17 protein-coding genes are annotated in these 24,123 nt (G+C 71.6%); 11 read left to right on the forward strand and 6 right to left on the reverse strand.

Going from position 1 to position 24,123, the window contains the following annotated elements:
- Positions 1-134: 134 nt before the first annotated feature.
- The 4 genes from I3V78_RS02655 to I3V78_RS02670 form a co-directional block, all read right to left on the reverse strand.
- A complete protein-coding gene (locus I3V78_RS02655) occupies positions 135-1,295 on the reverse strand; it encodes an MBL fold metallo-hydrolase (protein ID WP_204484742.1) in 1,161 nt (386 codons plus the stop codon).
- Complete coding sequence (locus I3V78_RS02660; RefSeq protein ID WP_204484743.1) at positions 1,292-1,879, reverse strand: TetR/AcrR family transcriptional regulator; 588 nt, start codon at positions 1,877-1,879, stop codon at positions 1,292-1,294. Before I3V78_RS02660 ends, I3V78_RS02655 begins: the two co-directional genes overlap by 4 nt.
- A gap of 212 nt (positions 1,880-2,091) precedes the next feature.
- Complete coding sequence (locus I3V78_RS02665) at positions 2,092-2,526, reverse strand: hypothetical protein (protein WP_204484744.1); 435 nt, start codon at positions 2,524-2,526, stop codon at positions 2,092-2,094.
- A 10-nt stretch (positions 2,527-2,536) separates the two neighbouring features.
- The gene (locus I3V78_RS02670; RefSeq protein ID WP_204484745.1) at positions 2,537-3,136 is read right to left on the reverse strand and encodes a hypothetical protein; all 600 of its coding nucleotides are present in this window, start codon (positions 3,134-3,136) and stop codon (positions 2,537-2,539) included.
- Between the two features lie 265 nt (positions 3,137-3,401).
- Here I3V78_RS02670 and I3V78_RS02675 point away from each other — a divergent pair, with 265 nt between their 5' ends.
- Positions 3,402-4,871, forward strand: a complete 1,470-nt coding sequence (locus tag I3V78_RS02675) for an MDR family MFS transporter (RefSeq protein ID WP_204484746.1) — start codon at positions 3,402-3,404, stop codon at positions 4,869-4,871.
- Positions 4,872-5,123: 252 nt separating this feature from the next.
- Positions 5,124-7,967: an FG-GAP-like repeat-containing protein gene (locus tag I3V78_RS02680; protein WP_204484747.1), complete on the forward strand. Its 2,844-nt coding sequence runs from the start codon at positions 5,124-5,126 to the stop codon at positions 7,965-7,967.
- Positions 7,968-7,977: 10 nt separating this feature from the next.
- Here the strand turns inward: I3V78_RS02680 and I3V78_RS02685 are convergent, their stop codons facing one another.
- Complete coding sequence (locus tag I3V78_RS02685; protein WP_204484748.1) at positions 7,978-10,044, reverse strand: PilZ domain-containing protein; 2,067 nt, start codon at positions 10,042-10,044, stop codon at positions 7,978-7,980.
- Positions 10,045-10,471: 427 nt separating this feature from the next.
- Here I3V78_RS02685 and I3V78_RS02690 point away from each other — a divergent pair, with 427 nt between their 5' ends.
- Both I3V78_RS02690 and I3V78_RS02695 read left to right on the forward strand, forming a co-directional pair.
- Positions 10,472-12,823 (forward strand): serine/threonine-protein kinase, encoded by a 2,352-nt coding sequence (locus tag I3V78_RS02690; RefSeq protein WP_239576265.1) that lies wholly within the window; start codon positions 10,472-10,474, stop codon positions 12,821-12,823.
- Positions 12,824-12,828: 5 nt separating this feature from the next.
- Positions 12,829-13,428 (forward strand): DUF938 domain-containing protein, encoded by a 600-nt coding sequence (locus I3V78_RS02695; protein ID WP_204484750.1) that lies wholly within the window; start codon positions 12,829-12,831, stop codon positions 13,426-13,428.
- 32 nt (positions 13,429-13,460) lie between these two features.
- Here I3V78_RS02695 and I3V78_RS02700 read toward each other — a convergent pair whose 3' ends face one another.
- Positions 13,461-14,543 (reverse strand): phytoene/squalene synthase family protein, encoded by a 1,083-nt coding sequence (locus tag I3V78_RS02700; RefSeq protein WP_239576266.1) that lies wholly within the window; start codon positions 14,541-14,543, stop codon positions 13,461-13,463.
- A 477-nt stretch (positions 14,544-15,020) separates the two neighbouring features.
- On the opposite strand from I3V78_RS02700, the gene I3V78_RS02705 reads away from it, so the two are divergent.
- The 7 genes from I3V78_RS02705 to I3V78_RS02735 all read left to right on the forward strand — a co-directional run bounded on the left by I3V78_RS02705 (position 15,021) and on the right by I3V78_RS02735 (position 24,085).
- Positions 15,021-15,308, forward strand: a complete 288-nt coding sequence (locus I3V78_RS02705) for a hypothetical protein (RefSeq protein ID WP_204484751.1) — start codon at positions 15,021-15,023, stop codon at positions 15,306-15,308.
- Between the two features lie 317 nt (positions 15,309-15,625).
- On the forward strand, positions 15,626-17,344 hold the full coding sequence (locus I3V78_RS02710; RefSeq protein WP_239576267.1) for a serine/threonine-protein kinase: 1,719 nt from the start codon (positions 15,626-15,628) through the stop codon (positions 17,342-17,344).
- Between the two features lie 127 nt (positions 17,345-17,471).
- Positions 17,472-18,788 carry a sigma 54-interacting transcriptional regulator gene (locus I3V78_RS02715; protein WP_420840414.1) on the forward strand — a complete coding sequence of 439 codons (1,317 nt, stop codon included), beginning with the start codon at positions 17,472-17,474 and terminating at the stop codon, positions 18,786-18,788.
- Between the two features lie 104 nt (positions 18,789-18,892).
- Entirely contained in the window at positions 18,893-19,240 is a 348-nt protein-coding gene (locus I3V78_RS02720; protein ID WP_204484753.1) for a hypothetical protein, read from the forward strand.
- Between the two features lie 336 nt (positions 19,241-19,576).
- Positions 19,577-20,581, forward strand: a complete 1,005-nt coding sequence (locus tag I3V78_RS02725) for a hypothetical protein (RefSeq protein ID WP_204484754.1) — start codon at positions 19,577-19,579, stop codon at positions 20,579-20,581.
- Positions 20,582-20,659: 78 nt separating this feature from the next.
- Positions 20,660-21,901, forward strand: coding sequence for a hypothetical protein (locus I3V78_RS02730; protein ID WP_204484755.1), 1,242 nt, complete (start codon positions 20,660-20,662; stop codon positions 21,899-21,901).
- Between the two features lie 336 nt (positions 21,902-22,237).
- A complete protein-coding gene (locus tag I3V78_RS02735; protein WP_204484756.1) occupies positions 22,238-24,085 on the forward strand; it encodes a M4 family metallopeptidase in 1,848 nt (615 codons plus the stop codon).
- Positions 24,086-24,123 lie beyond the last annotated feature (38 nt).

Here is a 24,123-nt window from a genome sequence, read left to right on the forward strand (position 1 = left end):
CCCGAACGGGCCGCGAGGACGGGGAGGACGGGCGTTTGGAGAACAGGATGGGGAGCGCCATGCCGGAGGACAAAGCATCGCGCGTGCCAGGGCCCCTCGCGCACCCCGCGTGAGGGTCACCCGGACGCGCGCGCTCACTCCATCTGCGAGGACACGATGGGGTTCTCAGCCGCCGTCTGGCGGGGCAGGTCCGGCCACCAGCGCGTGGGCGCCGGCGGGGCCTCGGGCTCCAGGCTCTCGCCGGGTCGCGCCTGGGTGATGCGCACCTCGGCCGTGCGCGCCGCCACGAGCGCCCGCTCGATGGGCTCGGTCCACGTGTGCGGGGCCAGGTTGACCAGTCCCCAGTGCACGGGCACCAGCACCCGCCCGCGCAACATCCGGTGCGCGGCCACGGCCTGCTCGGGCCCCATGTGCCAGTCGGGCCAGGGCTTGCCGTACTGCCCCACCTCCAGCAGCGTCACGTCGAAGGGCCCCAGCCGCTCGCCGATGTCCCGCAGCGCGGGGAACAGCCCCGTGTCCCCCGAGTAGAACGCCCGGTGCGTGGGCCCCCTCAGCGCGAAGCCGCCCCAGAGCGTCGCGTTGTTGTCCAGCAGGTAGCGGCCAGACGCGTGGCGCGCGGGCGTGAGGGTGATCTCCAGGTCCCCCACGCGCGTGTGCTCCCACCAGTCCAGCTCCACGATCCGCGCCTCGGGGATGCCCCAGGAGGCCAGGTGCGCGCCCACGCCCAGCGGCACCACGAAGCGCGTGTCCCAGTCCTTCATCGCCACCAGGGTCGTGTGGTCCAGGTGATCGTAGTGGTCGTGCGAGATGACGACGGCGTCCACGCGCGGCATGTCCTCGAGCGCGAGCAGCGGCGCGTACCAGCGCTTCGGGCCCACCCAGGTGAGCGGCGAGGTGCGCTCGCCCCAGAAGGGATCCGTGAGCACGCGCTGGCCGTCGATCTCCACGAGGTTGGTGGAGTGCCCGAGCCAGGTGACGCGCAGCCCCGTGGCCGGCGGGGTGTCGAAGCGCCGGGGATCCACGGGCGCGGTGGGCACGGGAGCTGTGGGCGTGCTCTCGAAGGCGCGCTCGAACAGCATGCCCACGCTGCCCCAGGCGTCATTGATGATGGACTGGGGATTGACGAACTGGCCGTCCTTCCACTGGGGCGAGCGCTCCATGCGGGCGCGGCGCTCGCCGGTGGCGCGCCGGCCGAACGCCTCCCACCCGTCCACCACCGCGAAGCCGACGGCGAGCACGCCCACCGCGCCCACGCCGAGGGCCGTCCGCGACAGCCAGGCTTTGATGCGACTCATGAGACCTCCAGGAGGGGCAGACACAGGGCGCGCACGGCCACGGTGATGCCCTTGATGAATTCGTCGCGGGTGGCGACGCGATGCTTGAGCCCGGTCGCGGTGACGACGAGCGTGTCGGCGAGCTGGCGCGCGGTGAGGCCCACGGGCTTGTAGGCGGACATGCCCCGGGAGGCCCGGAGCGCGCGGGCGAGCGCCTCGGCGAACAGGTCCTCGTGCTCCTCCACCAGGGTGCCGAGCAGCGCGTGGCTCGCCTCCACCAGGTCCAGGGCGTCCGGGTTCGCCTTGCCGGCGAAGCGGCCATACCCCTCGTCCAGCGCCCGCGCGAGCCGGGTGTCGAGCGGCAGGGTGGCGTCCTCCAGCACGGCCGAGGCGGTACGCAGGGTGCTGTCGAGGAACTGGCGGATGGAGGCCCGGAACAGCTCCTCCTTGGTGGAGAAGTGAAGGTAGAGGCCCTGCCGGGAGATCTGCGCGGCCCGGGCCACCTCGTCCATGGAGGTCTTGCGGTAGCCATGGCGCACGAACACGCCCATGGCCGTGTCGAGCAGCGCGCGCCTGCGCGAGTCTTCCCCGGAAACGTCAGCCATATGGACAAGGTTGACAGCATGGGCCCATGTTGTCAACCTGGGCCAGGGGACGCCGGCCCCTCGCTCCGAGGCGAGGAGCCGCCGCCTCGTCGCCCCGTGACGCGGTGTCCGAAAAGGAGGGATCCCTCGAAAACGGACACGACTCGCAACGGAAGCGCGGACCGAGCCGCTTTGCGGCGATGAGACCGCAAAGCAGAGGAATGTTCGTCTTCTCAAAGTGGACGCTGTGGCTCGCCATCGAGCAGACGTCGAAGCAGACGTCCATTCTTGTCAATGGCATAGGTCGCGCCAGAGTCCAGCGAATGGAACTTCTCTCCACAGCTCGCGGGATTGTAGTCAATCCTCACGAAGACGATGTCTCCCTTTTGGATCGTCTGGTAGGTGTGCGAAGCCTGCTTGTCCCAACAAGCCTCGTCGGCGCGGTCGCGCCCCAGGAAATCATCCGCCGCGACCCGGATCGCCTGGAGCACCACGCCGTCCGTCACTACCTTGGCCTCAGAGGCGTTGAAGCGTGGCAATACGAGGGTCAGGTCCTGTGATTCTGGCCGCTCCCCGGTCACCGCGCAGTCGCAGCCGAGGAGCCTTCCGATGTGGGCACAGCCCGAGAGCATCAGGGTCGACAGGAGGGCGACGGAGAGGTTCTTCATGGACGCACCCCTATCTCTCTTCGTAGAGGATGTCGAAGTCATCGCCCACCCACTCCACCCGGCCATATTCTTCGTCCTTCCACGCGCCTCCATCTCCCACGGACCACTTCAGCAACTGTCTGGTCAAGGGAATATACTGGAAGAATCCGTCGCAGGTCGGATTGCCTCGCTCCGAGCGAGAATAGAACGCGACAATGGAAAGAGGCACCTGTCGGCCTTGAGCCTCCGCGGAGAAGCCGTGAACCGCGCCCTGCTCGACGATGAACCGGATGTCATTGCGCGAGATTTCTCCTTCATAGGGATGGTTGTGAATAACGAACATGTACTGGATTTCCTCGGCACGATAGCGTGGATCCGACACGGTCGAGGGGAGGCTGCACTGACGTCTCCGCGCGTCGTCTTGAACGGCGCTCACCGCCAGCATGCTCATCTCATACATTCCATCGGGCGTGTGGTAGATCCACGCGCAGTACTCGCTCGACGTGCGCCAGTAGAGTTCAAAGTTCGGAGAGTCCGGCCGACCCGCGATGGCATTGGGCAGTCCGAGGACCCGAGGACACGCCGCCATCAGTGCGTCCTGACGTGACCGAAAGGGGCCGAAGCCGGGCATGGGCCCGGGGATGACCTCCAGTCGTTCACCCGGACGAGGTTGGACGACCCCTGGAATGGCTGGAGAGGCGCATCCCAACAAAAGCAGGTGCGATAGGCACCATCGCCATCGGGCGCTCATGAGGATTCCTCAGCCAGTCGCGTGACTTGATGTCCGCCCCGCACGCTACCACGGAGCCTGGGTCTTCACGCCCCGTGCACCCGAGGGGGGCCGACCCATTTGTCACTGGCGGCCGGGTCCTCCGACCGTTAGGCAGGGCGGGCGCATGCGTACCACCCACCGCCCCCTCACCACGCTCGCCCTCGCCCTCTGCCTCTTCATGGCCGCCCTGGAGATGACCGTCATCTCCACCGCCATGCCCACCGTGGTCAGCGATCTCGGAGGCCTGCACCACTACGCCTGGGTCTTCACCGCGTACATGCTCGCCTCCACCATCACCGTGCCGCTCTACGGCAAGCTCGCGGACCTCCACGGCCGCAAGCCCATCCTCCTCTTCGGCATCGGCCTGTTCCTCGTGGGCTCCATCGCCAGCGGGCTCGCCACGTCGATGAGCATGCTCATCGCCTTTCGCGTGCTCCAGGGTCTGGGCGCGGGCGCCATGCAGCCCGTCTCCCTCACCATCATCGGGGACATCTACACGCTCGAGCAGCGCGCCCGCGTCCAGGGGGCCTTCAGCGCCGTGTGGGGCATCGCCGGCCTCATCGGGCCCCTCACCGGGGGCCTCATCGTGAAGTACCTCACCTGGCACTGGATCTTCTTCATCAACGTGCCCATCGGCCTGGGCGCCGCGGCGCTGCTCGTGTCCCGCTTCCACGAGAGCATCACCCCGACGAAGCGCGCCATCGACATCCCCGGCGCGCTGCTGCTGTCGGCCACCGTGGTGGCCCTGCTCTTCGGCGTGCAGGGCCTGGGCCTCAACCTGCTCGCCCTGCCCGTGGCGCTCGTGTTCCTCGCCGTCTTCGTGCGCGTCGAGCAGCACGCCGTGGAGCCCATCCTCCCCCTGTCCCTCTTCCGCATCCGCGCCATCGCCGTGTCCTCCACCGCGGGCGCGCTCTTCTCCGCGGCCCAGTTCGGCGCCACCACCTATGTGCCCCTCTACGTGCAGGGGGTGCTCGGGGGCTCGCCCACGCTCGCGGGCGGGATGATCACCCCCATGATCGTGGGCTGGCCGCTGGCGAGCCTCGTGGCGGGCAAGCTCATCCTCAAGACGGGCTTCCGGCCGCTCATCGTCTCGGGGCTGGGCATGTCGGCCGTGGGCACCACGCTCATGGCGCTCTTGCTCAAGCCGGGCGCGTCCATCCTCGTGCCGCAGCTCGCCATGGGGCTGTTCGGCATGGGCCTGGGGTTCGCCTCCACCGCGCTGCTCATCGCCGTGCAGACGAGCGTGGGCTGGGAGCTCAGGGGCGTGGCCACCGCGAGCAACATGTTCTTTCGCACCATCGGCGGCGCCGTCGGCGTGGGGCTCATGGGCGGCGTCATGGTGCACGCGCTCTTGCGTGACGCGCGCATCCCCGCCTCCGCCGCCAATGACCTGCTCGGCCCCGAGCATGGCCGGGGGCTGGCTCCCGAGGTGCTGCGCTCGCTCGGCGACTCGCTCGGCTCCGGCCTGGCCATCAATTTCTGGCTCATCTGTGCCTCGGCGGTGCTCGCCTTCGGCGCCGGGCTGTTCTTTCCCCGCACCCGGAACACGACACTCCCCGTCCCGCCTCCGCCGGATGTGATGGCCTCGCACTGAGAAGCCCCCCCTTGTTGCCGGGCAACACGGGATGCAAGGGTTTGCCGGGCGGCCAACGGACTGACACTCCACGAAGGCGCGCGCGTGGAGGCTGGCCAACGCGCTCGCGGATTCCCTCTCCTTGCGTTGGAGCCTTTTCCACAGTGAGGTTATTTCGTTTTATCAGGATTAACGCGTCTATGTATTGATGGGGGACCGGCCGGAGACGGGCTGGGACGGGCGCGGCGGGGCCCGTCGCGTGGGGGGAGCACCATGGACACGAAGCGCATCATCCACGGGAGCATCCGTGGAGGTTTGATGGCGTTGGCGCTGGTCGGATGTGGGCGCACGGGCGCCGAGGAGCCACGGTCCCAGGCCCTCGCGGATCAGGCGCTCGCCAACCGCTGCGAGGCCACGCCTCCCCCCGGCGCCCCCTTCCAACCCGAGCTGGAGTGGGCCTGGACGGGCGGCGGGGTCTTTCCCAATCACACCAACGTGATCATGACGCCCGTGGTGGTGGACACCAATGGGGATGGCGTGCCCGACGTCGTCTTCAACTCCTACGAGGGGGAGAACTTCACGAGCAAGGGCATCCTCCGCGCGATCGACGGGGCCACGGGCCGCGAGTTGTGGGCGGTGACGGACCCGGCCCACCGCGTGCGGGGCGTGTCGAACATCGCCGCGGGCGACATCGACGGAGATGGCCGGGTGGAAATCTGCACCGTGCATGAGAGCGGGCAGGCGCTCTTGTGTTTCGAGCACGACGGCACGTTCAAGTTCCGCACCTCGCAGCCGGGCAACAACTGGGGCGGCCCGTCGCTGGCGGACCTCGACGGGGACGGGCAGGTGGAGATCCTCAACGGCCACGCGGTGTTCTCCGCCACGGGCATGCTCAAGTGGCTGGGCGTGGATGGCGCGGGCGGCCCCACCACCGGGCCCATCTCCTTCGCCACGGACATCGACGGGGACGGCGTGCTCGAGGTCGTCAACGGCCGCTCCATCTACCGCGCGGATGGTCGGCTCAAGTGCTCCAACCCCTTCGTCGGCCATGGGCTCGCGGGCGTGGGGGACTTCGATGGGGACCCCGCCGGCGAGGTGGTGGTGGTGTGGAGCGGCTTCGTGTCCCTGATGGATGACGACTGCGCGCTGCTCTGGACGGTGCCCATTCCCGGGGGCGGCGTGGGCGGGGCGCCGACGATCGCCGACATGGACGGCGATGGCTCACCCGAGGTGGGGGTGTCCGGCACGGATCGCTACACCGTCTTCACGGCCCAGGGCCAGGTGAAGTGGACGAGCCCCACGCGCGATCACAGCTCCAGCCGCACGAGCTCCGCCGCGTTCGACTTCGACGGGGATGGCAAGGCGGAGGTGGTGTACGCGGACGAGCAGCGGCTGCGCATCCACGACGGCACCACCGGGGCGGTGCGGATGGAGGTGCCCCACAGCTCGTGCACGAGCTACGAGAACCCGGTGGTCGCGGACGTGGATGGGGACGGCAACGCGGAGCTGCTCGTGGCGCAGAACACCACCTGCGGCCTGGGGGACCACGCGGGCCTGCGCCTGTACCGCGAGCGGCGCGACCGTTGGGTGAACACCCGGGGCCTGTGGAACCAGCACGCCTACTCGGTCGTCCACATCAACGACGATGGCACCCTGCCCGTGCGCCCCGTGAGCCCCTGGCTCCGGGGCTTCAACGCGTTTCGCGCCAACAGCCAGGGCGCCCCGGGCCTCTCGCCGCTCGCGGCGCCGGACGTGATGATGGTGGAGGGGGTGAAGTCCTCGTGCGACCCCACCACGCTCGGGCTGACGCTGAGCGCGTGGGTGCGCAACGTGGGGGACGCGGCCACGTCCGCGGGCCTGCCGGTGGCCTTCTACCAGGGAGACCCCGACGCGGGCGGCACCCTGCTCGGCACGGGCACGGTGGCCACGCGGCTCCTGCCGGGGGCGGAGGCCCGGGTGGAGACGCGGCTCGCCCGGGTGCCGGGCCTGCGCGCCAAGGTGTGGGCCGTGGCGGATGACACGGGCACGGGCACGGGCCGGGAGCACGAGTGCGAGGAGCGCAACAACACCACCGTCAACGAGGTGAGCCTGCAGTGCGCGCCCTCGGCCTCGGCGCTGTGGACGCTCACCGCCTCCATGCGCCGGCCCCGGCTGCAGCACACCGCCACCCGGCTCGCCGATGGCCGGGTGCTCGTCACCGGTGGCTTCGACGCCTCCTCGGAGCTGTATGATCCCGTGGCGCGCACGTGGGCCCCCACGGGCGCCACGCTCACGCCCCACCGGGGCCACACCGCCACCCGGCTCGCCGACGGCACCGTGCTGCTCGTGGGCGGAGGCCAGGAGGCCTTCACGCTCGTGCACGCCGAGCTGTACACCCCGGCGAGCGGCACCTGGAAGGCCACCGCCTCGCCGCGCGCCCTGCGCTACCACCACACCGCCACGCGGCTCGCGGACGGCCGGGTGCTCGTCACCGGGGGCCTGAGCGGCGAGTACGGCGGCGCGCCCCTCGCGGCGGCGGAGCTGTATGACCCGGCCACCCAGACGTGGAGCCCCGCGGGCGAGGCCGGCACCCCGCGCGGCCACCACACCGCGAGCCCGCTCGCCGATGGCACCGTGCTGCTCGTGGGCGGCGTGGACGCGGCGGGCCGGGCGCTCGCCTCGGCGGAGCTGTACGACCCCGCCACGGGCCGCTTCACCCCCGTGCCGGGCCCGCGCCTGGGCCGGGCCCACCACACCGCCACGGTGCTGCCCGACGGGCGGGTGCTCGTGGTGGGGGGCACGGAGCTGGGCGCGAGCGGCCCGTCGCTCACCGAGCTGTACGACCCCGCGAGCCGCGCCTGGGCTCCGGCGGGGGCGAGCCGCACGGCGCGGCGCGACCACGTGGCGCACGTGCTGCCCACGGGCCGGGTGCTGGTGACGGGCGGCTACCACGAGTCCGCGGGCATCCTCACCGCGTCCGAGCTGTACGAGCCCGCGCGCGGGCTGTGGAGCGACACCGCGCCCTTGCACGTGGATCGCTACCAGCCCGCGGCGGTGCCCCTGGAGGATGGCACCGTGTTGGTGGTGGGCGGGGTGAGCAACGCGAGCCCCGCCTCGGCCGAGTTCTACACGCCCTGAGGCCCGGGGCTCACTCGCCCGTGCGAGGCGTGGTGGCCTCGCACAGGTGCTCGATGAAGTCGGGCAGGAGCTGGGCGGAGAGCACCCAGATGCGGCCCTCGCCCAGGTCGCGCAGGCCGGCGCGCTCGGTGTAGCCGGTGGCCTTCTCCTCGGCGTAGTGGATGAAGGCGTCCAGGCCGCGCGCGCGGTACCAGGCCGCGGCGCCGGCGAGCAGCGCCAGCATCGCGTCCTGGGCCTCGGGCGAGCCAGCGTCCTCGAGCGGGATGATGCGCAGGCCGTTGAGCACGTGGAAGAGGTTGAGCCCCGCGTGCGCCGACTCCATCACCCCCACGGCGATGGCCCGGCCGTCCTTGCGCGCCACGAGCACCCGCCGCTCGCGCTCGAGCCGCGCCTCGCTCCACTGGCCCTTGAGCCGCGCCAGGTCCAGGCGCTCGGGCACCAGGTCCAACGCCTCGCGGTAGGCCTGGGGCCGGGTGCGCTCGAGCCGCTCGAACATGGCGCGCAGGTCCTCGGCCGTGGCCTCCTCCAGGCGGAAGCCCTCGGGCACGTGCCAGTCCTTCCGGGCGTCCGCCTCCATGAGCCGGAAGGGCAGGACGCACGCCTGGCCGGTGTGCTGGTACCACTCGGCGAAGTCGAGCGCGGTGAAGCGCACCCAGCGCACGTTCGCCTCGCAGTAGGCGAGGAACCACTTCACCTCGGGATCCGTCTGCGCGGGCTCGAAGCCGCGCAGGTAGATGTCGCGCAGGGCCTCGCGCGCGGTGCCGCGGCAGCGCTCGTCGGGCGGCTGGTGCCGGGCGAGGTGGTGCGCCATCCAGCTGCCGGAGTAGGGCTTGAGCCAGGACAGGCTCGCCTCCACCGTCTCGCTGCCGGGGATGGGGCGCACCACGCGGTAGCCCACCCGGGGCCGGCGGTGCAGCCGGGCGTGGGCCTCGCGGTACTCGTCCTGCATGCGCTTGAAGTCCTCGGGGCTCTTGCCGGACAGGCGGAAGTAGCCCGAGCGCTCGAAGAGGTTCCACGTGCCCTTGTCCCAGGCGCCCGCCACGCGGGTGTTGGGGTGGCTCAGCTCCTCCACGAGCGCGCGCCAGTCGGCCGTGTCCTCCTCGCGCGCCTCCACCTTCATGCCGCAGCGGCGCAGGGAGGCGGTGCCGGAGATGTTGCGCACCTCGCCCTTGAGGCGCACGGGCCGCCCACCGGGCAGGCTCACCTCCAGCTCGGGCAGCACGAGCCCCGGGTAGAGCAAGTCCTCCCCCGGCTCGGTGGCGAAGGACAGGCCCTCGTAGGAGATGTCCATGAGCTCGCGCTCCACGCGCACCTGGGGCCAGAGCGGGTGGGCGAAGCGCGCCACGCACCCGCCCCAGGCCGCGGCGCGCCGCAGCCGCCGGTGGCGGTAGCGCACGAGCTCGCGCGGCATGGGCACGCTCCAGAGCCCATCGTCATAGTGCGCCTCGTGCACGGGGAAGTGCATGACGGAGGAGAAGCCGAACACCTCCAGCATGAAGGGCCGGGGCGGCAGCACGCCGCCGCGCACCTCCCACGCCACGCGCCCGTCGTACTTGTCGAAGAGCGCCGCGCTCAGCTCCACGTCCCCCGCCTCCGAGCGCGCCATGCCCCGGCAGCGCCGCGCGGTGAGCGCCTCGAAGATGCGGCCGATGCGGTCGGGCCGCGTGATGTGCTCCTTCCAGATGGGCGAGGCGTGGGGCGTCTCCAGCTGCCCCTGATCACGCCAGCCCTCGAGCATGGACACGATGTGCCGGCCCTGGGCGAGCGGCGGCGCCACGAAACGCAGGCTCAACTCCGGCAGCGCCTCGGGCGCCGTCGGGACATGCACGTTCACCACCTCGGCCCGCAGGCACGTGGCCTCCCTCCCCACCCCCAACATGACGTTGGCCCGCTGCCCCGGCCTGAGCGCCGTGGGCTTCTGCAGACACACCGTCAAATGCTCCGGCGACAACTGCACCAGCCTGCCCGCCGGCAGCACCTCACCTTCCACGGAAGCTACCGCCGCCAACCCTGCGCTCATTCGGTAGCCCAGGACGCTCTCTCGGGCTCGCATGCGCTCCGCCTTCTTCGTCGCCATGGGGAACTCCGCCTTCGGATTCCGCCAATGTGGACACACGACCCAACCTGTGCAGCACCACCGGAAGGCGCGACGGGGGCGAAGCGTTGCGCACCAACCCACGCCCGTCCGGATGACCACTGCCCGACACTTCCCCCTCCCCCGGGACAGCTCTTGCCCCGACCCCCCCCGCGCCGCAGGACAGGGCCTCTCCAGCTCTCCTGGAATTTTACTCTGACTCTTGAGAATGGGAAAAAAGACTGGAAAAACAAGGATTTCCCGACGATGGAAAGCCGCCAGTCCGGGGAGCGAGGTTTGACTGGAAGGCAGACGAATTCCGCCCCCATGCGAAAAACGAGGGGGCGACTTCCGCCCTGAAATCCACGGGACTGACTTCCGTGGGAGGTGGGGGCTCCTATAGGCTCGGCGCCCTCCAATGGCTGGGTCGATGCGTCCCCCCGCGACGGACGATGTGCGCGGTCGGCAGATGGGCAATTACGAGGTGCTCTGCCGCCTGTCCGCCGGTGGCATGGCCGAAATCTTCCTCGCGTCCAAGCGCGGCCTGGCGGGCTTCCACAAGCCGGTGGTGCTCAAGAAGATCCTCCCGGACATCCAGGGCCAGGAGGAGTTCGTCCAGATGTTCCTGGACGAGGCGCGCATCACCGCGGCGCTCAACCACCCGAACATCGCCCAGGTGTTCGACCTGGACGTGGAGGGGGACGAGCTGTTCCTGGCCATGGAGTTCGTGCCCGGGGCCACGCTCCTGGAGGTGGCGCGCGCCTGCCTGAGCAGCCGGGAGATGATGCCGGTGGGGCTGGGCCTGGCGTCCGTGCGCGACACGGCGCTGGCGCTGCACTACGCGCACACCTTCACGGACGCGCTGGGCCAGCCCTCGCCCGTCATCCACCGGGACGTGGCCGAGAAGAACATCATGGTGACGTACGAGGGCGTCACCAAGCTGCTCGACTTCGGCATCGCCAAGAGCCTCATGGAGGTCAGCCGCACCCAGGTGGGCATGGTGAAGGGGACCAGCGGCTACATGTCCCCCGAGCAGATCCTCGGCGAGCCCCTGGACGCCCGGAGCGACCTGTTCAGCCTGGGCGTGGTGCTGCACGAGTGCATCACCGGCCGGCGGCTGTTTCCCGGCAAGGCGCCCGCGGCGGTCGTCAACGCGGTGCTCAAGAACCCCATCCCCGAGCCCTCGCGCCTCAACAAGGAGATTCCCCCGGAGCTGGACGCCATCGTGCTCAAGGCGCTCGCGCGCCGGCGCGAGGAGCGCTACGCCACCACGCTGGAGTTCGCCCGCGAGTTGGAGCGCGCCGTGGGCCCCCTCATCTGGTTGCCCGAGCAGAGCGGGGAGCTGCTGCGGAAGCTGTTCGCCGAGCGGCGCGAGCAGACGCGCCAGGTGCTCGCGGCCCGGCGCGCTCCCACGAGCGAGCTGAAGCTCGCGCCGTCCGCGGCGGAGCGTGAGCCCGCGCCGCCGCCCGCGCCGCGCCTGCCCACCATCTCCGCCACCCCCGCCCAGGCCCCGCGCGAGTCCGTGTCCGAGTCCACCGACATCGTCCCCTACTCGCCCATCGCCCGGCCTCCCGCCGCGCCCGTGTCGGCCGAGTCGCCCCGGACGGTGTCCTCGCGCGCCGTGCCGCGTCCGCCGCCCCCGCCGGAGCCCACCCGCAACGGGCCGCCCGCCGAGCCGCCCCAGGCGACCGTGGCGAGTCCCGTGCGCGCGCGCACCGCCAGCCGGGTCGAAGTGCCCTCGCGCCCCGAAGCGCCCTCGCGCCCCGAAGCGCCCTCCCGGGTGGAGGAGGAGGACAGCGAGCCGGAGATCCGCACGGCCATCATCCGCCCGCGCCGCGCCACCCCCATGCCCGAGCGCGCGTCCCCGCCGGAGCCCCCGTCCACCCGGCAGACCCGCCGCCCGGCCCCGCCGCCACGCGCGCCCTCCCGGCCCGCGGACGAGGATCCCGGCGAGCGCACCGAGCCCGTGCAGTCCCGGGCCCCGGGGCGGGGGCGTCCCGCGCCGATGGAGCCCGAGGACGAGTCCCCGGACTACCCCACCCGGCCCGGTCTCCCGTCGCTCGAGCGGACCCTCCTGCAAGAGGACCCCGAGGACGCGCTGCAGACCTCCGGCACCTACGCCATCGCGCCCCCACCGCGCCGCTCCTGGCTGCCACGCGTGCTCGTGGTGGGGGTGATGCTCGCGATCGTGGGCGCCGCGGGCTTCTTCCTGCTGAGCGCCGAGCCGCAAGAGGTGACCGCCCCCCCGGCGCCGACCCCTCCCCTCCGGCCCCGCGCCACCAAGGCCCCGGCGCCGACGCCTCCCGCTCCGACGCCTCCCTCGCCGGCCCCCCCGGCGCCGGCCCCGGCGACGCCGCCCCCCGAGACCGGCGCCGCGGCTCCAGTCGAGGCTCCAGTCGAGGCTCCGGCCGAGAGCGCCCCGACCGGGACCGCTCCCGCCGACCCGTCCGCCGCGGAGGCCCCGCGCGCCAAGGCGGCCCCCCGCGCGCGCAAGGACGCCCCGGCCGAGGCCGCCGCCCCGATCGAGGAGGCCCCGAAGGCCGCGCCCACGGGCGCCACCGGCACGCTCACCCTCAAGACGACGCCCTATGCGCGCGTGTTCCTGGGCAGCCGCGAGGTGGAGTCGGGCACGCCCCTCTTCAACTACGCCCTGCCCGCGGGCCAGCACACCCTGCGGCTGGTCGACCGGGACACCAAGCAGGCCTACAAGCTGGTGGTGGACATCACCGAGGGGGAGTTGACCGAGCGCAAGGTCGCCCTCGACACGCTGCCCCGGTATTGAGTCCCATGAAACGTCACGCGCCCTCCGCCGAGCGCAACCGCGAGCCCCTCCTGTCCGTGCTGCGCGAGGTGCTGCCCGAGCACGGCACGGTGCTCGAGGTGGCCAGCGGCACCGGCCAGCACGCCGTCCACTTCGCCCGCGCCCTTCCCGGCCTCGTCTGGCAGCCCACGGACATGGACCCCGAGGCCCGGGCGAGCATCGAGGCCTGGCGTCGGGAGGAAGGCGTGCCGGGCCTGCGCGCCCCGCTCGCCCTGGACGTGCGCGCCGAGGACTGGCCGGTGGCCCACGCCGACGCGCTCGTCGCCATCAACCTGGTGCACATCTCCCCGTGGGAGGCCACCCAGGCCCTGTTCCGGGGCGCCGCGCGGGTGCTCGGCCCCGGAGCGCCGCTCGTGCTCTACGGGGCCTACTTCGTGGAGGGCGAGCCGCCCGCGCCGAGCAACCTCGCCTTCGACGCCTCCCTGCGCGAGCGCGACCCGGCCTGGGGCGTGCGGCGCCTGGGCTCCGTCACCGCCGAGGCGCTCGCCCACGGCCTCACCCGCGAGCGCGTCATCCCCATGCCCCACCACAACCTCACCCTCGTCTTCCGCGCCCCGTCCCGGTGAGGGCGGCCGTCGTGAGGAGGTAGGGCCCGGTCCTACGTTGTCCCCAAGTTGTCCACAAGTGCGCGAGGCGCCTCGGGGGGCAGGGACAGGGTGAGGGAGGAGAAGAGCAGCTTGAGGGCCCAGTCGCGGGCGACCATGAGCTTGGTGGCGCCGAGCACCCAGCGCACGGTGCGCCGGGACACCTTCACGGGCTTCTTCTCCAGCACGGCGGCGTTGCCGTGCAGCTTGCGCAGCGTCATGACGGCGAGGAACAGGGGCCAGAGGCAGAACAGGCGCAGGCCGTGCTCCTCGCGCGGCAGCTGCATCACGTAGTCGAAGGCCTGGCGCAGCTCGCGGTGGGCCACCGCCACGAGCTGGCCGTGGGCGCGCATGGCGGCGCCCCGGTGCGCGGGCTCCAGCAGCGTCTCGGGCGTCAGGCCGTGCTGGGCGAGCAGGGTCCGGGGCAGCCAGCAGCTGCCGCGCTCCAGGTCCTCGCGCACGTCCTTGAGGATGTTGGTGAGCTGCAGCGCGTTGCCGAACGCCACCGAGCGCGGCTCCAGCCGGGCGGCGCGCCGGGCCACCTCGGGCGAGTACCACTGGAAGAGCCGGGTGAGCATCTCGCCCACCGTGCCCGCCACGTAGTAGCAGTACTCGATCGTCTCCTCGAGGCTCTCCAGGCCCAGGCCCCCCGCGGACGCGCGGCCCTTGGCGCCCATGCGGCCCATGCCCTCGGACATGATGCGCACGCACTGGGCCACGTGCTCGCGCACCGGCGGCGCGTGCAGGGCCAGGCCCCGGAGCACCTGCGGCAGGCCCTCCACCAGGCGCACCTCGGCCTCGGGGGCCTGGGCGCGCAGCACCCCCACCGCGCGCGCGGTGAAGCGCAGGGCCTCGGGCTCCCAGCCCTCGGGCAGGGTGCACAGCCGGGCGAACTCCGTGAGCAGCTCCTCGCTCGCGGGGCCGTGCGCCTCGTCCTCCAGGGTGTCGGCGACGCGGCACAGCAGGTAGGCCACCGTCACCGCCGTGTCCAGGGGCGCGGGCAGCACGGGGATGTTCAGCGCGAAGGTGCGCGACACCGCGGGCAGCACCTCGCGGCAGAAGCGCAGGGCGGACGAGGACTCCAGCGGCGGGGTCAAGGCCAACTCCAAGGGCGAACCTCTCCGTGGCTCCGGGACTGGCCCATGCGCGGGCTCGAGCACGGGGGCCGACACGGGTCCATCGATCTCCCAGCGCTGAGTCACGGATGGCGGCCTTACTCCAACCGGGCCCCCGGGTGCACGCACTCCCTTCGCCCATCGCTCGTCCCCGGCCCGCCCCGCCCGGGAGCCCCCGGCCAGGCGAGCCCTCTCCAGGCTCCCTCCCGCGCCCTGGGCCCGCCCCCCGGGGTCCTCCCGCCGTCCACCCCCGGACGCCGCCTTGGAGGCAGGGCGGGCCCTTCGCGGCCCTTTAACGGGCATCCAGGCGGCCGGGCCTCCCGTCCTCCGTCCGGCCTCGCCTTCAGGCTTCAGGGCCTGGAGTCCGGGTATTTCTACGGGACCCCCGCTTCCCACCCCCGCCAACCCCCCGGAATCACTCGGAGCGGCCCCGGTACGCTTCTGGCAATCCCAGGAGTCATGGCTTTCACTCAATCCACGATTCGTGAGCCGCAGCCGTCCGCGTTCACGGTCTACATTCCGGCGGCCCTCCAGACGGAGTTGGAGGAGCTGCGGTCCGACACGCGGCACCTGCTCATCGGGGAGCTGTTCCGGCTGGCGGCCCAGTCCGGGCGCGAGCGGAGCCTCTTGCCGCGCTTCGGCCCGGTGACCCTGGAGTTCCAGCTGTCCGGGTGCGACGTCACCCTGGAGCTCGACGCGGCCCGGGCCCGCCTGACCCTGGTGGCCCTGCGCGATGCCCTGCACTGAGGCGGGGCGCTCCGGGTCCGGGGACTCCCGTCCGGGGGCCGGTTGTCCACAGTCCGAGGTTGTCCCCAGGCCCCTCTGTTTCTGTACGGGTTGAAGAGTGATCTTGATCTATTAGGGGTGACAGCAGGGGGTGTGGACTTGTGGAAAAGTCCGTAAGCACCCGAGACCCTTGAGCTTTCTCGGATATGCTACATGTGGGGAAGTTGGAGCTTTTCCCCCGCCATCCACAGGCTGGGGATCAGCCGGGGACTTATCCACAGGGCGGGGGGAGTCCATCCACAGGCCGTCCACAGGGGTGTGGGCTATGCTGCGCGGCCATGTCCCATCCCAACGAGAGCGCCGATCCGCACCGGGGCGCGCGCATCGGCCGCTACCAGGTGATTTCCCAACTCTCCGTGGGCGGCATGGCGGAGCTGTTCCTGGGCTTCACCTCGGGGCCCGGGGGTTTTCGCAAGTACGCGGCCATCAAGCGCGTGCTCCCGGATGCCCGGAGCGACTCGCAGTTCGAGCAGATGTTCCTGGACGAGGCGCGCATCACCGCGGCGCTCAACCATCCGAACATCGGGCAGGTGTTCGAGCTGGGCCGGGATGACGAGGGCCTGTTCCTGGCCATGGAGTTCATCGCGGGGCAGAACCTGGAGCAGGTGCAGAGCGTGTGCGCCCGGCGCGAGGTGCCGCTGCCGCTGGGCTTCGGCCTGTCGGTGGTGCGCGACATCTGCCTGGCGCTGCACTCCGCGCACGGCTTCACCACGCCCGCGGGCAAGCCCTTCCCCATCATCCACCGGGACGTGGCGCACAAGAACGTGATGGTGACGTACGAGGGCGAGGTGAAGCTGCTCGACTTCGGCATCGCCAAGGCCCGCGGGGGCCGCTCGCACACCATGGCGGGCATGGTGAAGGGCACCACGGGCTACATGTCCCCGGAGCAGGTGCGGGGCGAGCCGCTCGATGGGCGCAGCGACCTGTTCGCCGTGGGTGTCATGCTCCACGAGCTCATCACCGGGGGGCGCCTGTTCGCGGGCCACTCGGAGGTCCAGGAGATGAAGCTCATCCTGGACGCGGAGATCCCCGAGCCCGTGTGCCGCACGGAGGCCATGCCCCCGGGGCTGGTGGCGGTGGTGTACCGGGCGCTCGAGCGCAAGCGGGACGAGCGCTACGCCAACGGCCGGGAGATGGCGCGCGCCCTCGAGGCCGCGGCCGGCGGGCGGCTCTTCGACGCCGAGCAGCGCGCGGCCTTCATGGCCGAGCACTTCCACAAGCAGAAGGAGAACACCCGCCGCCTGCTGGAGAGCGCCGACGGCATCCCGGACACGGCCGGGTCCGAGGATGAGCCGTTCGCGCCCACGGCGCTCCGGCCCGCCGCGCCCGCGCCCGCGCCCGCCCCCCGGCGCAAGCCGGCGCCCTCGGCGGAGTCCTCCCAGGGCGTGCTCACCCCGGGGCGCCGGGTGCCCGCCGTGCGCGCGGCCCCGTCGGCCCCCCCGACCGAGTCCCACGCGATGGCCTCCGCCCCGGCCGCCCCCAACCCCCCGGCCGCCGCGAAGTCCCCGGCCCCGGTGTTCAAGCTGCTCTTGCTCCTGCTGGTGGCCGGAGGGCTGGGCCTGGCCGCGGTGGGCCTCGTCCAGATGGATCGCGCGGGGGTGGACGTGGGCACGCGCCTGACGCCCGAGGAGCTCTCCCCCATCACCCCCATCGCTCCCCGCGCGGGCTCGGCCCCGGCCGATGCCCCGAAGGACGCTCCGAGGGACGCCGCCCCCGCGCGCCCCGGTGAGGACGCCCCGGCCGACGCCGACGACGCCCCGGCGCGCCCGACCGGCAAGCAGGGCTGGCTCACCCTGGTGGTGATTCCGGAGGCGGAGGTGTCCCTCAACGGCCGCGTGCTGGGCAAGACGCCGCTGTTCAAGGTCCAGGTGCCCGCGGGCCAGCACCGCCTGCGCATCAAGGGCGCGGACGGCAAGCGGCGCGAGCTGTCGGTGCCCATCGCCGCGGGCAAGACGGCCCAGTTCAAGCTGTCCCTGACGGACATTCCCGAGCGCTGAGAGCCGCCCCGTCGCGGGATTTCCAGCCTCCCGCGACGGCGGTGTCCCACGGCCATGAAGCGTGTTAGCGTGCCGGGCCGTGGCGTCTTACGACGATGAAGAAGGTTCGGACGCAACGGCGACCCTGATGATGCGGTCGGGGCCCGGGCGCATTCGCATGAAGCTGCTCGTGCTCTCCGGGGCCGAAGCGGGACGCTCGTTCTCGCTCGACCACAAGGAGTACGTGGTGGGCAAGGCGCCCACCTGCGACATCATCCTGGAGGACAAGACCATCTCGCGCCAGCACCTCAAGCTCGAGGTGCATGACGAGCACGTGCTGGCGGTGGACCTGGAGTCGCGCAACGGCTCGTTCTTCGATGGGATGCGCTTTTCCCAGCTGGAGCTGCGGCCCGGCAGCGTCGTCACCCTGGGCACCACCGAGCTCAAGCTGGTGCCCGAGGACACGCGCGAGCGCTCCGTGGTGCTCTCCGGGCGGGACCGCTTCGGCGCGCTGGTGGGCAAGAGCCGCAAGATGCGCGAGGTCTTCACCCTGCTCGAGCGCATGGCGCCGGGCGGCTCGGACGTGCTCATCCACGGCGAGACGGGCACGGGCAAGGAGCTGTGCGCCGAGGGCCTGCACAACGAGAGCAAGCGCGCCAAGGGCCCCTTCATCATCGTGGACCTGGCGGGCATCGCCCCCTCGCTCATCGAGAGCGAGCTGTTCGGCCACGTGAAGGGCGCCTTCACCGGCGCCCTGGCGGACCGGGCCGGCGCCTTCGAGCGCGCCGCGGGCGGCACCGTGTTCCTCGACGAGGTGGGCGAGCTGCCCCTGGACCTGCAGCCGCGCCTCTTGCGCGTGCTGGAGCGCCGGCAGGTCAAGCGCGTGGGCGCCAACGACTACCGCACGGTGGACATGCGGGTGGTGGCCGCCACGCACGTGGACCTGGAGGGCGCGGTCAAGGCGAACAAGTTCCGCCGCGACCTCTTCCACCGGCTCGCCGTGCTGCGCGTCACCCTGCCGCCCCTGCGCGAGCGGCCCGAGGACATCCCGCTGCTCATCGACACCGTGCTCGGCCGCATGGGCCGGCCCCCGAGCGACCTGTCCGACCAGACGCGCGCCCTGCTCAGCCAGTACCCCTGGCCGGGCAACGTGCGCGAGCTGCGCAACGTGGTGGAGCAGGTGGTGAACCTGGGCGAGGAGGCCCTGCCCGAGATGCCCCCGCTGCCCGGCGGAGAGGTGTCCTCGGGCTCCAGCGGCGGCGGCGGCGGCGTGGATCTGGACCTGCCCTTCAAGGACGCCAAGGAGCGGCTCATCGAGGGCTTCGAGCGCGACTACCTCAAGGGTCTGCTCGAGCGCTGCGAGGGCAACATCTCCCGCGCCTCGCGCGAGGCGGGCATCGACCGCGTCTACCTGCGCAAGCTCCTGCGCAAGCACGGCCTGGACAGCGGCGGCGAGAGCGCCTGAGCACGGGGTGACGGGCCCACGAGGGCTCGTGCTATAGGTGCGAGCCGGGCCACCCTCCGGGGTGGCTTCGCCTCTTCCACCCGTCACCTCGAGGAATCGCCGCCATGTCCACCGACACCCCCGCGCAGCCCCAGAGCCCCTCGTCCCCGTCGCCGGACAAGCTGGCCATGCTGCGCCAGATGGAGGCGATGATGACCACCTTCGCGCAGCTCGTGAAGCTCATCGCCCCCCAGCTCGCCGCGGCCCCCGAGAACACCCCCTCCCCCCAGGCCGCCGCCGAGGAGAGCAGCAAGGCCGTGCAGATGAGCCGCGCGCTCGTCGAGGGCGCCGACGAGCTCAAGGCCCTGCTCGCGCAGATCCCCGGCTCGGACCTCAAGGAGACCGCCCAGAAGCTCGGCAAGATCGTCGAGTCCACCTCGGCCCGCATCGACTCGATCGCCGCCCAGAAGTAGCCCGAGGCGTCGCCTCGAACGTCGCCTCCGCTCCCACCCCGTGGGACGCGCGCCAGGGCCTCCGGACTCCACCGGGGGCCCTGTGTCGTTTCCGGCCCCTGCCGCGCTTCCAAGCGGTGACTCGAGTCACCCGGTGGTGACTCCCGTCACCAGGGCCCTCGCCCCGCCCAACCCTGGCCTTCGACGCGTCGCGTTCTCCTGAGAAGTGAGAGGGAGTCATGTTTTCGCCCACTTAGGCGCTGATGTATGCCTGATGTAGGCACATGAGGGTGACCTGTAGCTCCCTGGATTACCTTTTGCAGGGTGGAAGTGTGCACCCATCGCACAGAGGCATCCATGGACCTCCAACTCGCATACACGGCCATTCCCCGGCGCACCCTGGGCTTCCGGTGGGTCAGTGAGCCGCGTCCGGAGCTGCTGCCGGCCCCGAAGAAGCGGGAGGAAGCGCCGGTGGCGCCCGTGTCCGCCGCGCCGGGAGCGGGCAAGGCCCCGGCCAAGGCGGAGCGCGAGAAGGCGGAGCGCAAGGCCGCGGGCCGCGCCGGGAGCGCGAAGGCCTCCGTGCCGCCCGTGCCCGAGGAGCCCGAGGGCCGCAAGCGCCTGCGGGCCGCGATCGCGGACCGGCTGGGGCGGGATTTGGCGGACGTGGTGCAGCGGCTGGAGGGCTTCCTGGCCAACGCGAGCGCGAGCCGCTCGGGCACGGTGAACCTGTCGCTGGTGCTCAGCGAGAGCTTCGTGGCCCAGGAGCTGTGGAAGGAGCCCCGGCGCTCGCCCGAGGCCCGGGCCCGCCTGGAGTTCACCCTGGGCCTGGGGCCCCGCACGTCCCCGGCGGAGCTGGGCGGCGCGCTCGTGGCCGAGGTGCACCGCGCCTTCACCGAGTTCCGCGAGGGCCCGGCCGGCCAGGAGGCCCTCGGGCGCTACGCGGACATGCTCGCGCGCTACGAGGCGTGCGGCGTGGCGCTGGTGCTGGCGGGCCACGACACGGGCCCCATGCTGGAGGAGGTCCAGCGCCTGGGCCTCGCGGTGGCGCCGGACTTCACCCGCTCGCTGCTCCTGGAGGAGCGCGTGCTGGCGGTGGGGCCGGGGGCGTCGCGCGGTGTCCTCGCGCCCACCCAGGTGCTCGTCGCGGGGCTGAGCACCCCCCAGCTCGGCATGGTCGTCGCCCAGCTGCGCCAGCTCAATCCTCGGCTCACCAACCGCCAGCTGCGGCACGTGCTCGTCACCGTGCTCAACGAGGTCCGCCACGAGCAGCCCCGCACCCTCGGCCGCGCCCAGGTCGAGCGCATGCAGGAGCTCGCTCGCCAGCTGCTCAGGCTGCAGGTGACGGGCTACCTCTGCGCGTGAACACCCGGCCGGGACCCCCCATGGAATCCCCTCGCGCTTGGGTGTACAAGAACACTCTCACGCAAGGGGTCCTCCATCATGAGCGTCCGGTTGGGACAGCCGGCTCCGGGCATCGCGCCCCGTCCGCAGCAGCAGCAGCAGCAGGCGCTGACGAACAACCCCAAGGTGCGCGAGCGCGAGGACCCCCGCGCGAAGGACACCGGCAAGGGCTCCTCGGGCACGGGCAAGGCGGGCTCGGGTGACAAGTCCGTCTCCGGTGGGGGCGGCGGCGCCAAGGGACTGCGCAACCGCGACGGCATGGACAACGGCGGCCAGGTCGGCGCCTGGAACGGCGGCGGCTTCAGCGGCGTCGAGGAGAACACCAACGCGCGCTTCAAGGCCCCCGCGGGCCGCGCTGGCGGCCCCGGCTCCCAGCAGCAGGCGCTCGCGGGCTACCCCCAGCGCGAGGGCATGCAGGCGCAGCACCTGCGCGAGTCGCCCCAAGCGGGCCAGCTGGATCTGCCGCGCGGCGAGCAGCAGCAGCAGCGCGGCGCGAGCGAGCGCGAGGGCCCCAACGCCGCCCAGCTCGCGCTCGAGGGCCGCGCCCGACTGCGCGCCGCGGTGCTGGAGCGCCTGCTCAACGGCATGAAGGACGTGCACGGGCGCTTGGCCAAGTTCCTCAAGACCCCGGGCCGCCTGGGCGTGGTGAACCTGTCGCTGGTGCTCAGCGAGAGCTCCCTCACCTACGAGCTGTGGAAGGAGCCCAGCGGCGTGCCCGAGCGCCGGGCCCGCATGGCCCAGACGCTCGGCGTGCCCGTGGAGGCGAGCGACGCGCAGCTCCTGCACGCGCTCACCGTCGAGGTGCACCAGTGCTTCGAGGAGTTCGTCTCCAGCCGCCCCGGCCGGGAGATCCGCGCGGAGTACGAGGCGGTGCTCGAGGGCTACGAGGCCGCGGGCGTGCTGCCGGTGATGCCGGGCTTCGACACCGGCCCCATGCAGGCGGAGCTCACGCGCGTGGGGCTGCCCCACGACAAGGACTTCGCCCGCTCGCTGCTCATCGATCCGCGCATCCTCGCGGTGGGCATCAGCCCGGATGACGGCGTGCCGCCCCAGGTCATGGTGGCGGGCCTGAGCGTGGCCCAGCTCGGCACCATCGTCGCCCAGCTGCGCCGGCTCAACCCCCGGCTCACCAACACCCAGGTGCTCAACCTGATGATGCTGGCCTCCACGGACATCAAGAAGGCCATGCGCAAGGCGATCGGCCAGTCCGAGGTGGATGGCGTGCAGGACATGGCGCGCCAGCTCTTGCGGCTGCAGGCCGTGGAGCTGCTCTTCCCCTGAGGCGCGAAGCTGGACGCCGCCGTCCCCCGTGCTATTCGGGACGGCGCGCGTCGCGTGAAGGCCCCTCCCCGGGTCTCCGCCGCCCCTGGTGACTCCCGTCACCACCTGGTGACTCCCGTCACCCCCGCCGCCCCTCGGGGCTCCCCTTCCCTCCTGGTGACTCCCGTCACCCCCCCCACCCCCGCCAGTCCCCGCGGTCCTCGTCAAATCAAGCACTTGCACGGAAGTAAGCATGATGCGGCATGTGGCACACATCATGCTCTATGAGTCTTACATCAACGCCCCTCACTGAACGCCCCCTTCCTCCCGCCGGTCCCCACCTCGAAAGCGCTCGCCATGCAGATTTCCAACAAGAACCCGGCCGTTGCCCCCGTCGTCACCCAGCCCACCGCTCCCGCCGCCCAGGAGTCGGCCAGCGCCCCCCAGGCGTCGCAGGCCCCCGCGGCCACGGGCTTCAGTGAGAAGTCGAGCTTCACGCCGGCCGCCGCCAACCTCGCCGCCGCGGCGCGCAGCACGGGCCCGCTCAACCTCCAGAGCGCCGAGGCCCAGACGGCCATCCAGAAGTCCATGGCCCACCTGCAGCAGACGAGCACCACCCACCGCGGCATCGTCCCCAGCGCCCCGGTGTCCGCGTCGCTCTCGCCCAAGCAGGTGTTCAAGGACGACCTGGGCATGACGCACGTGCGCATGGACCGGCAGCACGAGGGCGTGAAGGTGTTCGGCGAGCAGGTCATCAGCCACCTGGACAAGGAGGGCAACGTGGCGGACGTCACGGGCTCGCTCTCCAACATCCCCACGGGCCTGGGCGCCTCGCCGGCGAAGATCACCGCGAAGGAAGCGCTCGACGTGGCCCAGAAGGCCTTCGGCAAGGAGGCCACGCGTGAGCCCACCTCCGAGCGCGTCATCGTCCAGGGTCAGGACGGCCAGTACCGCTCCGCCTACCACGTGCAGCTCGACAAGCTCGCGGACTTCAAGCCCGGCGAGGGCCCGAGCCGCATGAACTACTTCGTGGACGCCAACAGCGGCGAGCTGCTGGAGAGCTTCGACCAGATCGGCGGCTTCGAGCACGAGGTGAAGCACGCCCAGGAGCACGCCGCCGGCGAGGTCGAGGGCGACATCGAGACGCACCACCCCGGCGCGGACTCGTGCGAGGACGTGGACGCGTCCCCCGAGGAGGGCCCCACCAAGCCCCTGCCCCCCAAGGCCCAGGGTGACGACCAGACGATGTACAGCGGCAAGGTGGACCTCTCCACCACGAAGCAGGCCGACGGCACCTTCACCCTCGAGGACAAGTCCCGCGGCGGTGGCGTGGTGACCTACGACGGCCAGAACAAGACGCGCGCCAGCGGCCAGACGAAGTTCACCGACGCGAACGACGCGTGGGGCGAGGTGACGGACGACGCGCGCACCAAGGCGGCGGTGGACGCGCACTACGGCGCCGAGATGACGTACGACTTCCTCAAGGACGTGCTCGGCCGCAACTCCCTGGACGACAAGGGCGAGAAGCTCGTGTCCTACGTCCACGTGGACAAGAACCTCGTCAACGCCTTCTGGGACGGCGAGAAGATGAGCTACGGCGATGGCGACGGCAAGACGGCCGGTCCGCTCACCACGCTGGACATCGCGGGCCATGAAATCGCCCACGGCCTGACCGAGCGCACCGCGGGCCTCGTGTACCGGGGTGAGTCGGGCGGCCTGAACGAGGCCTTCAGCGACATCATGGGCACGGGCGTGGAGTGGTACGCGTCGCAGAAGAACCCGAATGTGAAGTTCGACTGGAGCATGGGCGAGGACGCCTGGAAGCCCGGAAACAAGACGGGCGAGGCGCTGCGCTACATGAACGACCCGACCCAGGACAACTACTCCATCGACAACTACAAGAACTACCCGAAGCAGCAGGAGGTCCACGGCTCCAGCGGCATCGCCAACAACGCCTTCTATCTGCTCACCGAGGGCGGCAAGAACCGCACGTCGGGCCTGGAAGTGAAGGACGGCCTCGGCATGGAGAAGAGCCTGAAGATCTTCGGCCGGGCGCTCACCACGTACATGACGCCCAACACCACGTTCTCCCAGGCGCGTGACGCCACCATCAAGGCGGCCACGGACCTGCACGGCGCCAACTCGGTGGAAGTGCAGAAGGTGAAGGACGCCTGGACCGCGGTGGGGGTCGAGTCCAAGAAGTAATCGCGGACGTCTGAACCCAGACGGCTGAAAGAGACAAG

The sequence above is a fragment of the Archangium primigenium genome (assembly GCF_016904885.1).
Lineage (GTDB): Bacteria > Myxococcota > Myxococcia > Myxococcales > Myxococcaceae > Cystobacter > Cystobacter primigenius.

What these genes read in the sequence shown, in the direction of transcription:
- I3V78_RS02730 (WP_204484755.1), top strand. Translation starts at nt 20,660, where the DNA reads ATGAGCGTCCGGTTGGGACAGCCGGCTCCGGGCATCGCGCCCCGTCCG.
- I3V78_RS02665 (WP_204484744.1), bottom strand. Translation starts at nt 2,526, where the DNA reads ATGAAGAACCTCTCCGTCGCCCTCCTGTCGACCCTGATGCTCTCGGGC.
- I3V78_RS02725 (WP_204484754.1), top strand. Translation starts at nt 19,577, where the DNA reads ATGGACCTCCAACTCGCATACACGGCCATTCCCCGGCGCACCCTGGGC.
- I3V78_RS02720 (WP_204484753.1), top strand. Translation starts at nt 18,893, where the DNA reads ATGTCCACCGACACCCCCGCGCAGCCCCAGAGCCCCTCGTCCCCGTCG.
- I3V78_RS02735 (WP_204484756.1), top strand. Translation starts at nt 22,238, where the DNA reads ATGCAGATTTCCAACAAGAACCCGGCCGTTGCCCCCGTCGTCACCCAG.
- I3V78_RS02710 (WP_239576267.1), top strand. Translation starts at nt 15,626, where the DNA reads ATGTCCCATCCCAACGAGAGCGCCGATCCGCACCGGGGCGCGCGCATC.
- I3V78_RS02695 (WP_204484750.1), top strand. Translation starts at nt 12,829, where the DNA reads ATGAAACGTCACGCGCCCTCCGCCGAGCGCAACCGCGAGCCCCTCCTG.
- I3V78_RS02715 (WP_420840414.1), top strand. Translation starts at nt 17,472, where the DNA reads ATGATGCGGTCGGGGCCCGGGCGCATTCGCATGAAGCTGCTCGTGCTC.
- I3V78_RS02705 (WP_204484751.1), top strand. Translation starts at nt 15,021, where the DNA reads ATGGCTTTCACTCAATCCACGATTCGTGAGCCGCAGCCGTCCGCGTTC.
- I3V78_RS02660 (WP_204484743.1), bottom strand. Translation starts at nt 1,879, where the DNA reads ATGGCTGACGTTTCCGGGGAAGACTCGCGCAGGCGCGCGCTGCTCGAC.
- I3V78_RS02690 (WP_239576265.1), top strand. Translation starts at nt 10,472, where the DNA reads ATGCGTCCCCCCGCGACGGACGATGTGCGCGGTCGGCAGATGGGCAAT.
- I3V78_RS02670 (WP_204484745.1), bottom strand. Translation starts at nt 3,136, where the DNA reads ATGCCCGGCTTCGGCCCCTTTCGGTCACGTCAGGACGCACTGATGGCG.
- I3V78_RS02655 (WP_204484742.1), bottom strand. Translation starts at nt 1,295, where the DNA reads ATGAGTCGCATCAAAGCCTGGCTGTCGCGGACGGCCCTCGGCGTGGGC.
- I3V78_RS02680 (WP_204484747.1), top strand. Translation starts at nt 5,124, where the DNA reads ATGGACACGAAGCGCATCATCCACGGGAGCATCCGTGGAGGTTTGATG.
- I3V78_RS02685 (WP_204484748.1), bottom strand. Translation starts at nt 10,044, where the DNA reads ATGGCGACGAAGAAGGCGGAGCGCATGCGAGCCCGAGAGAGCGTCCTG.
- I3V78_RS02675 (WP_204484746.1), top strand. Translation starts at nt 3,402, where the DNA reads ATGCGTACCACCCACCGCCCCCTCACCACGCTCGCCCTCGCCCTCTGC.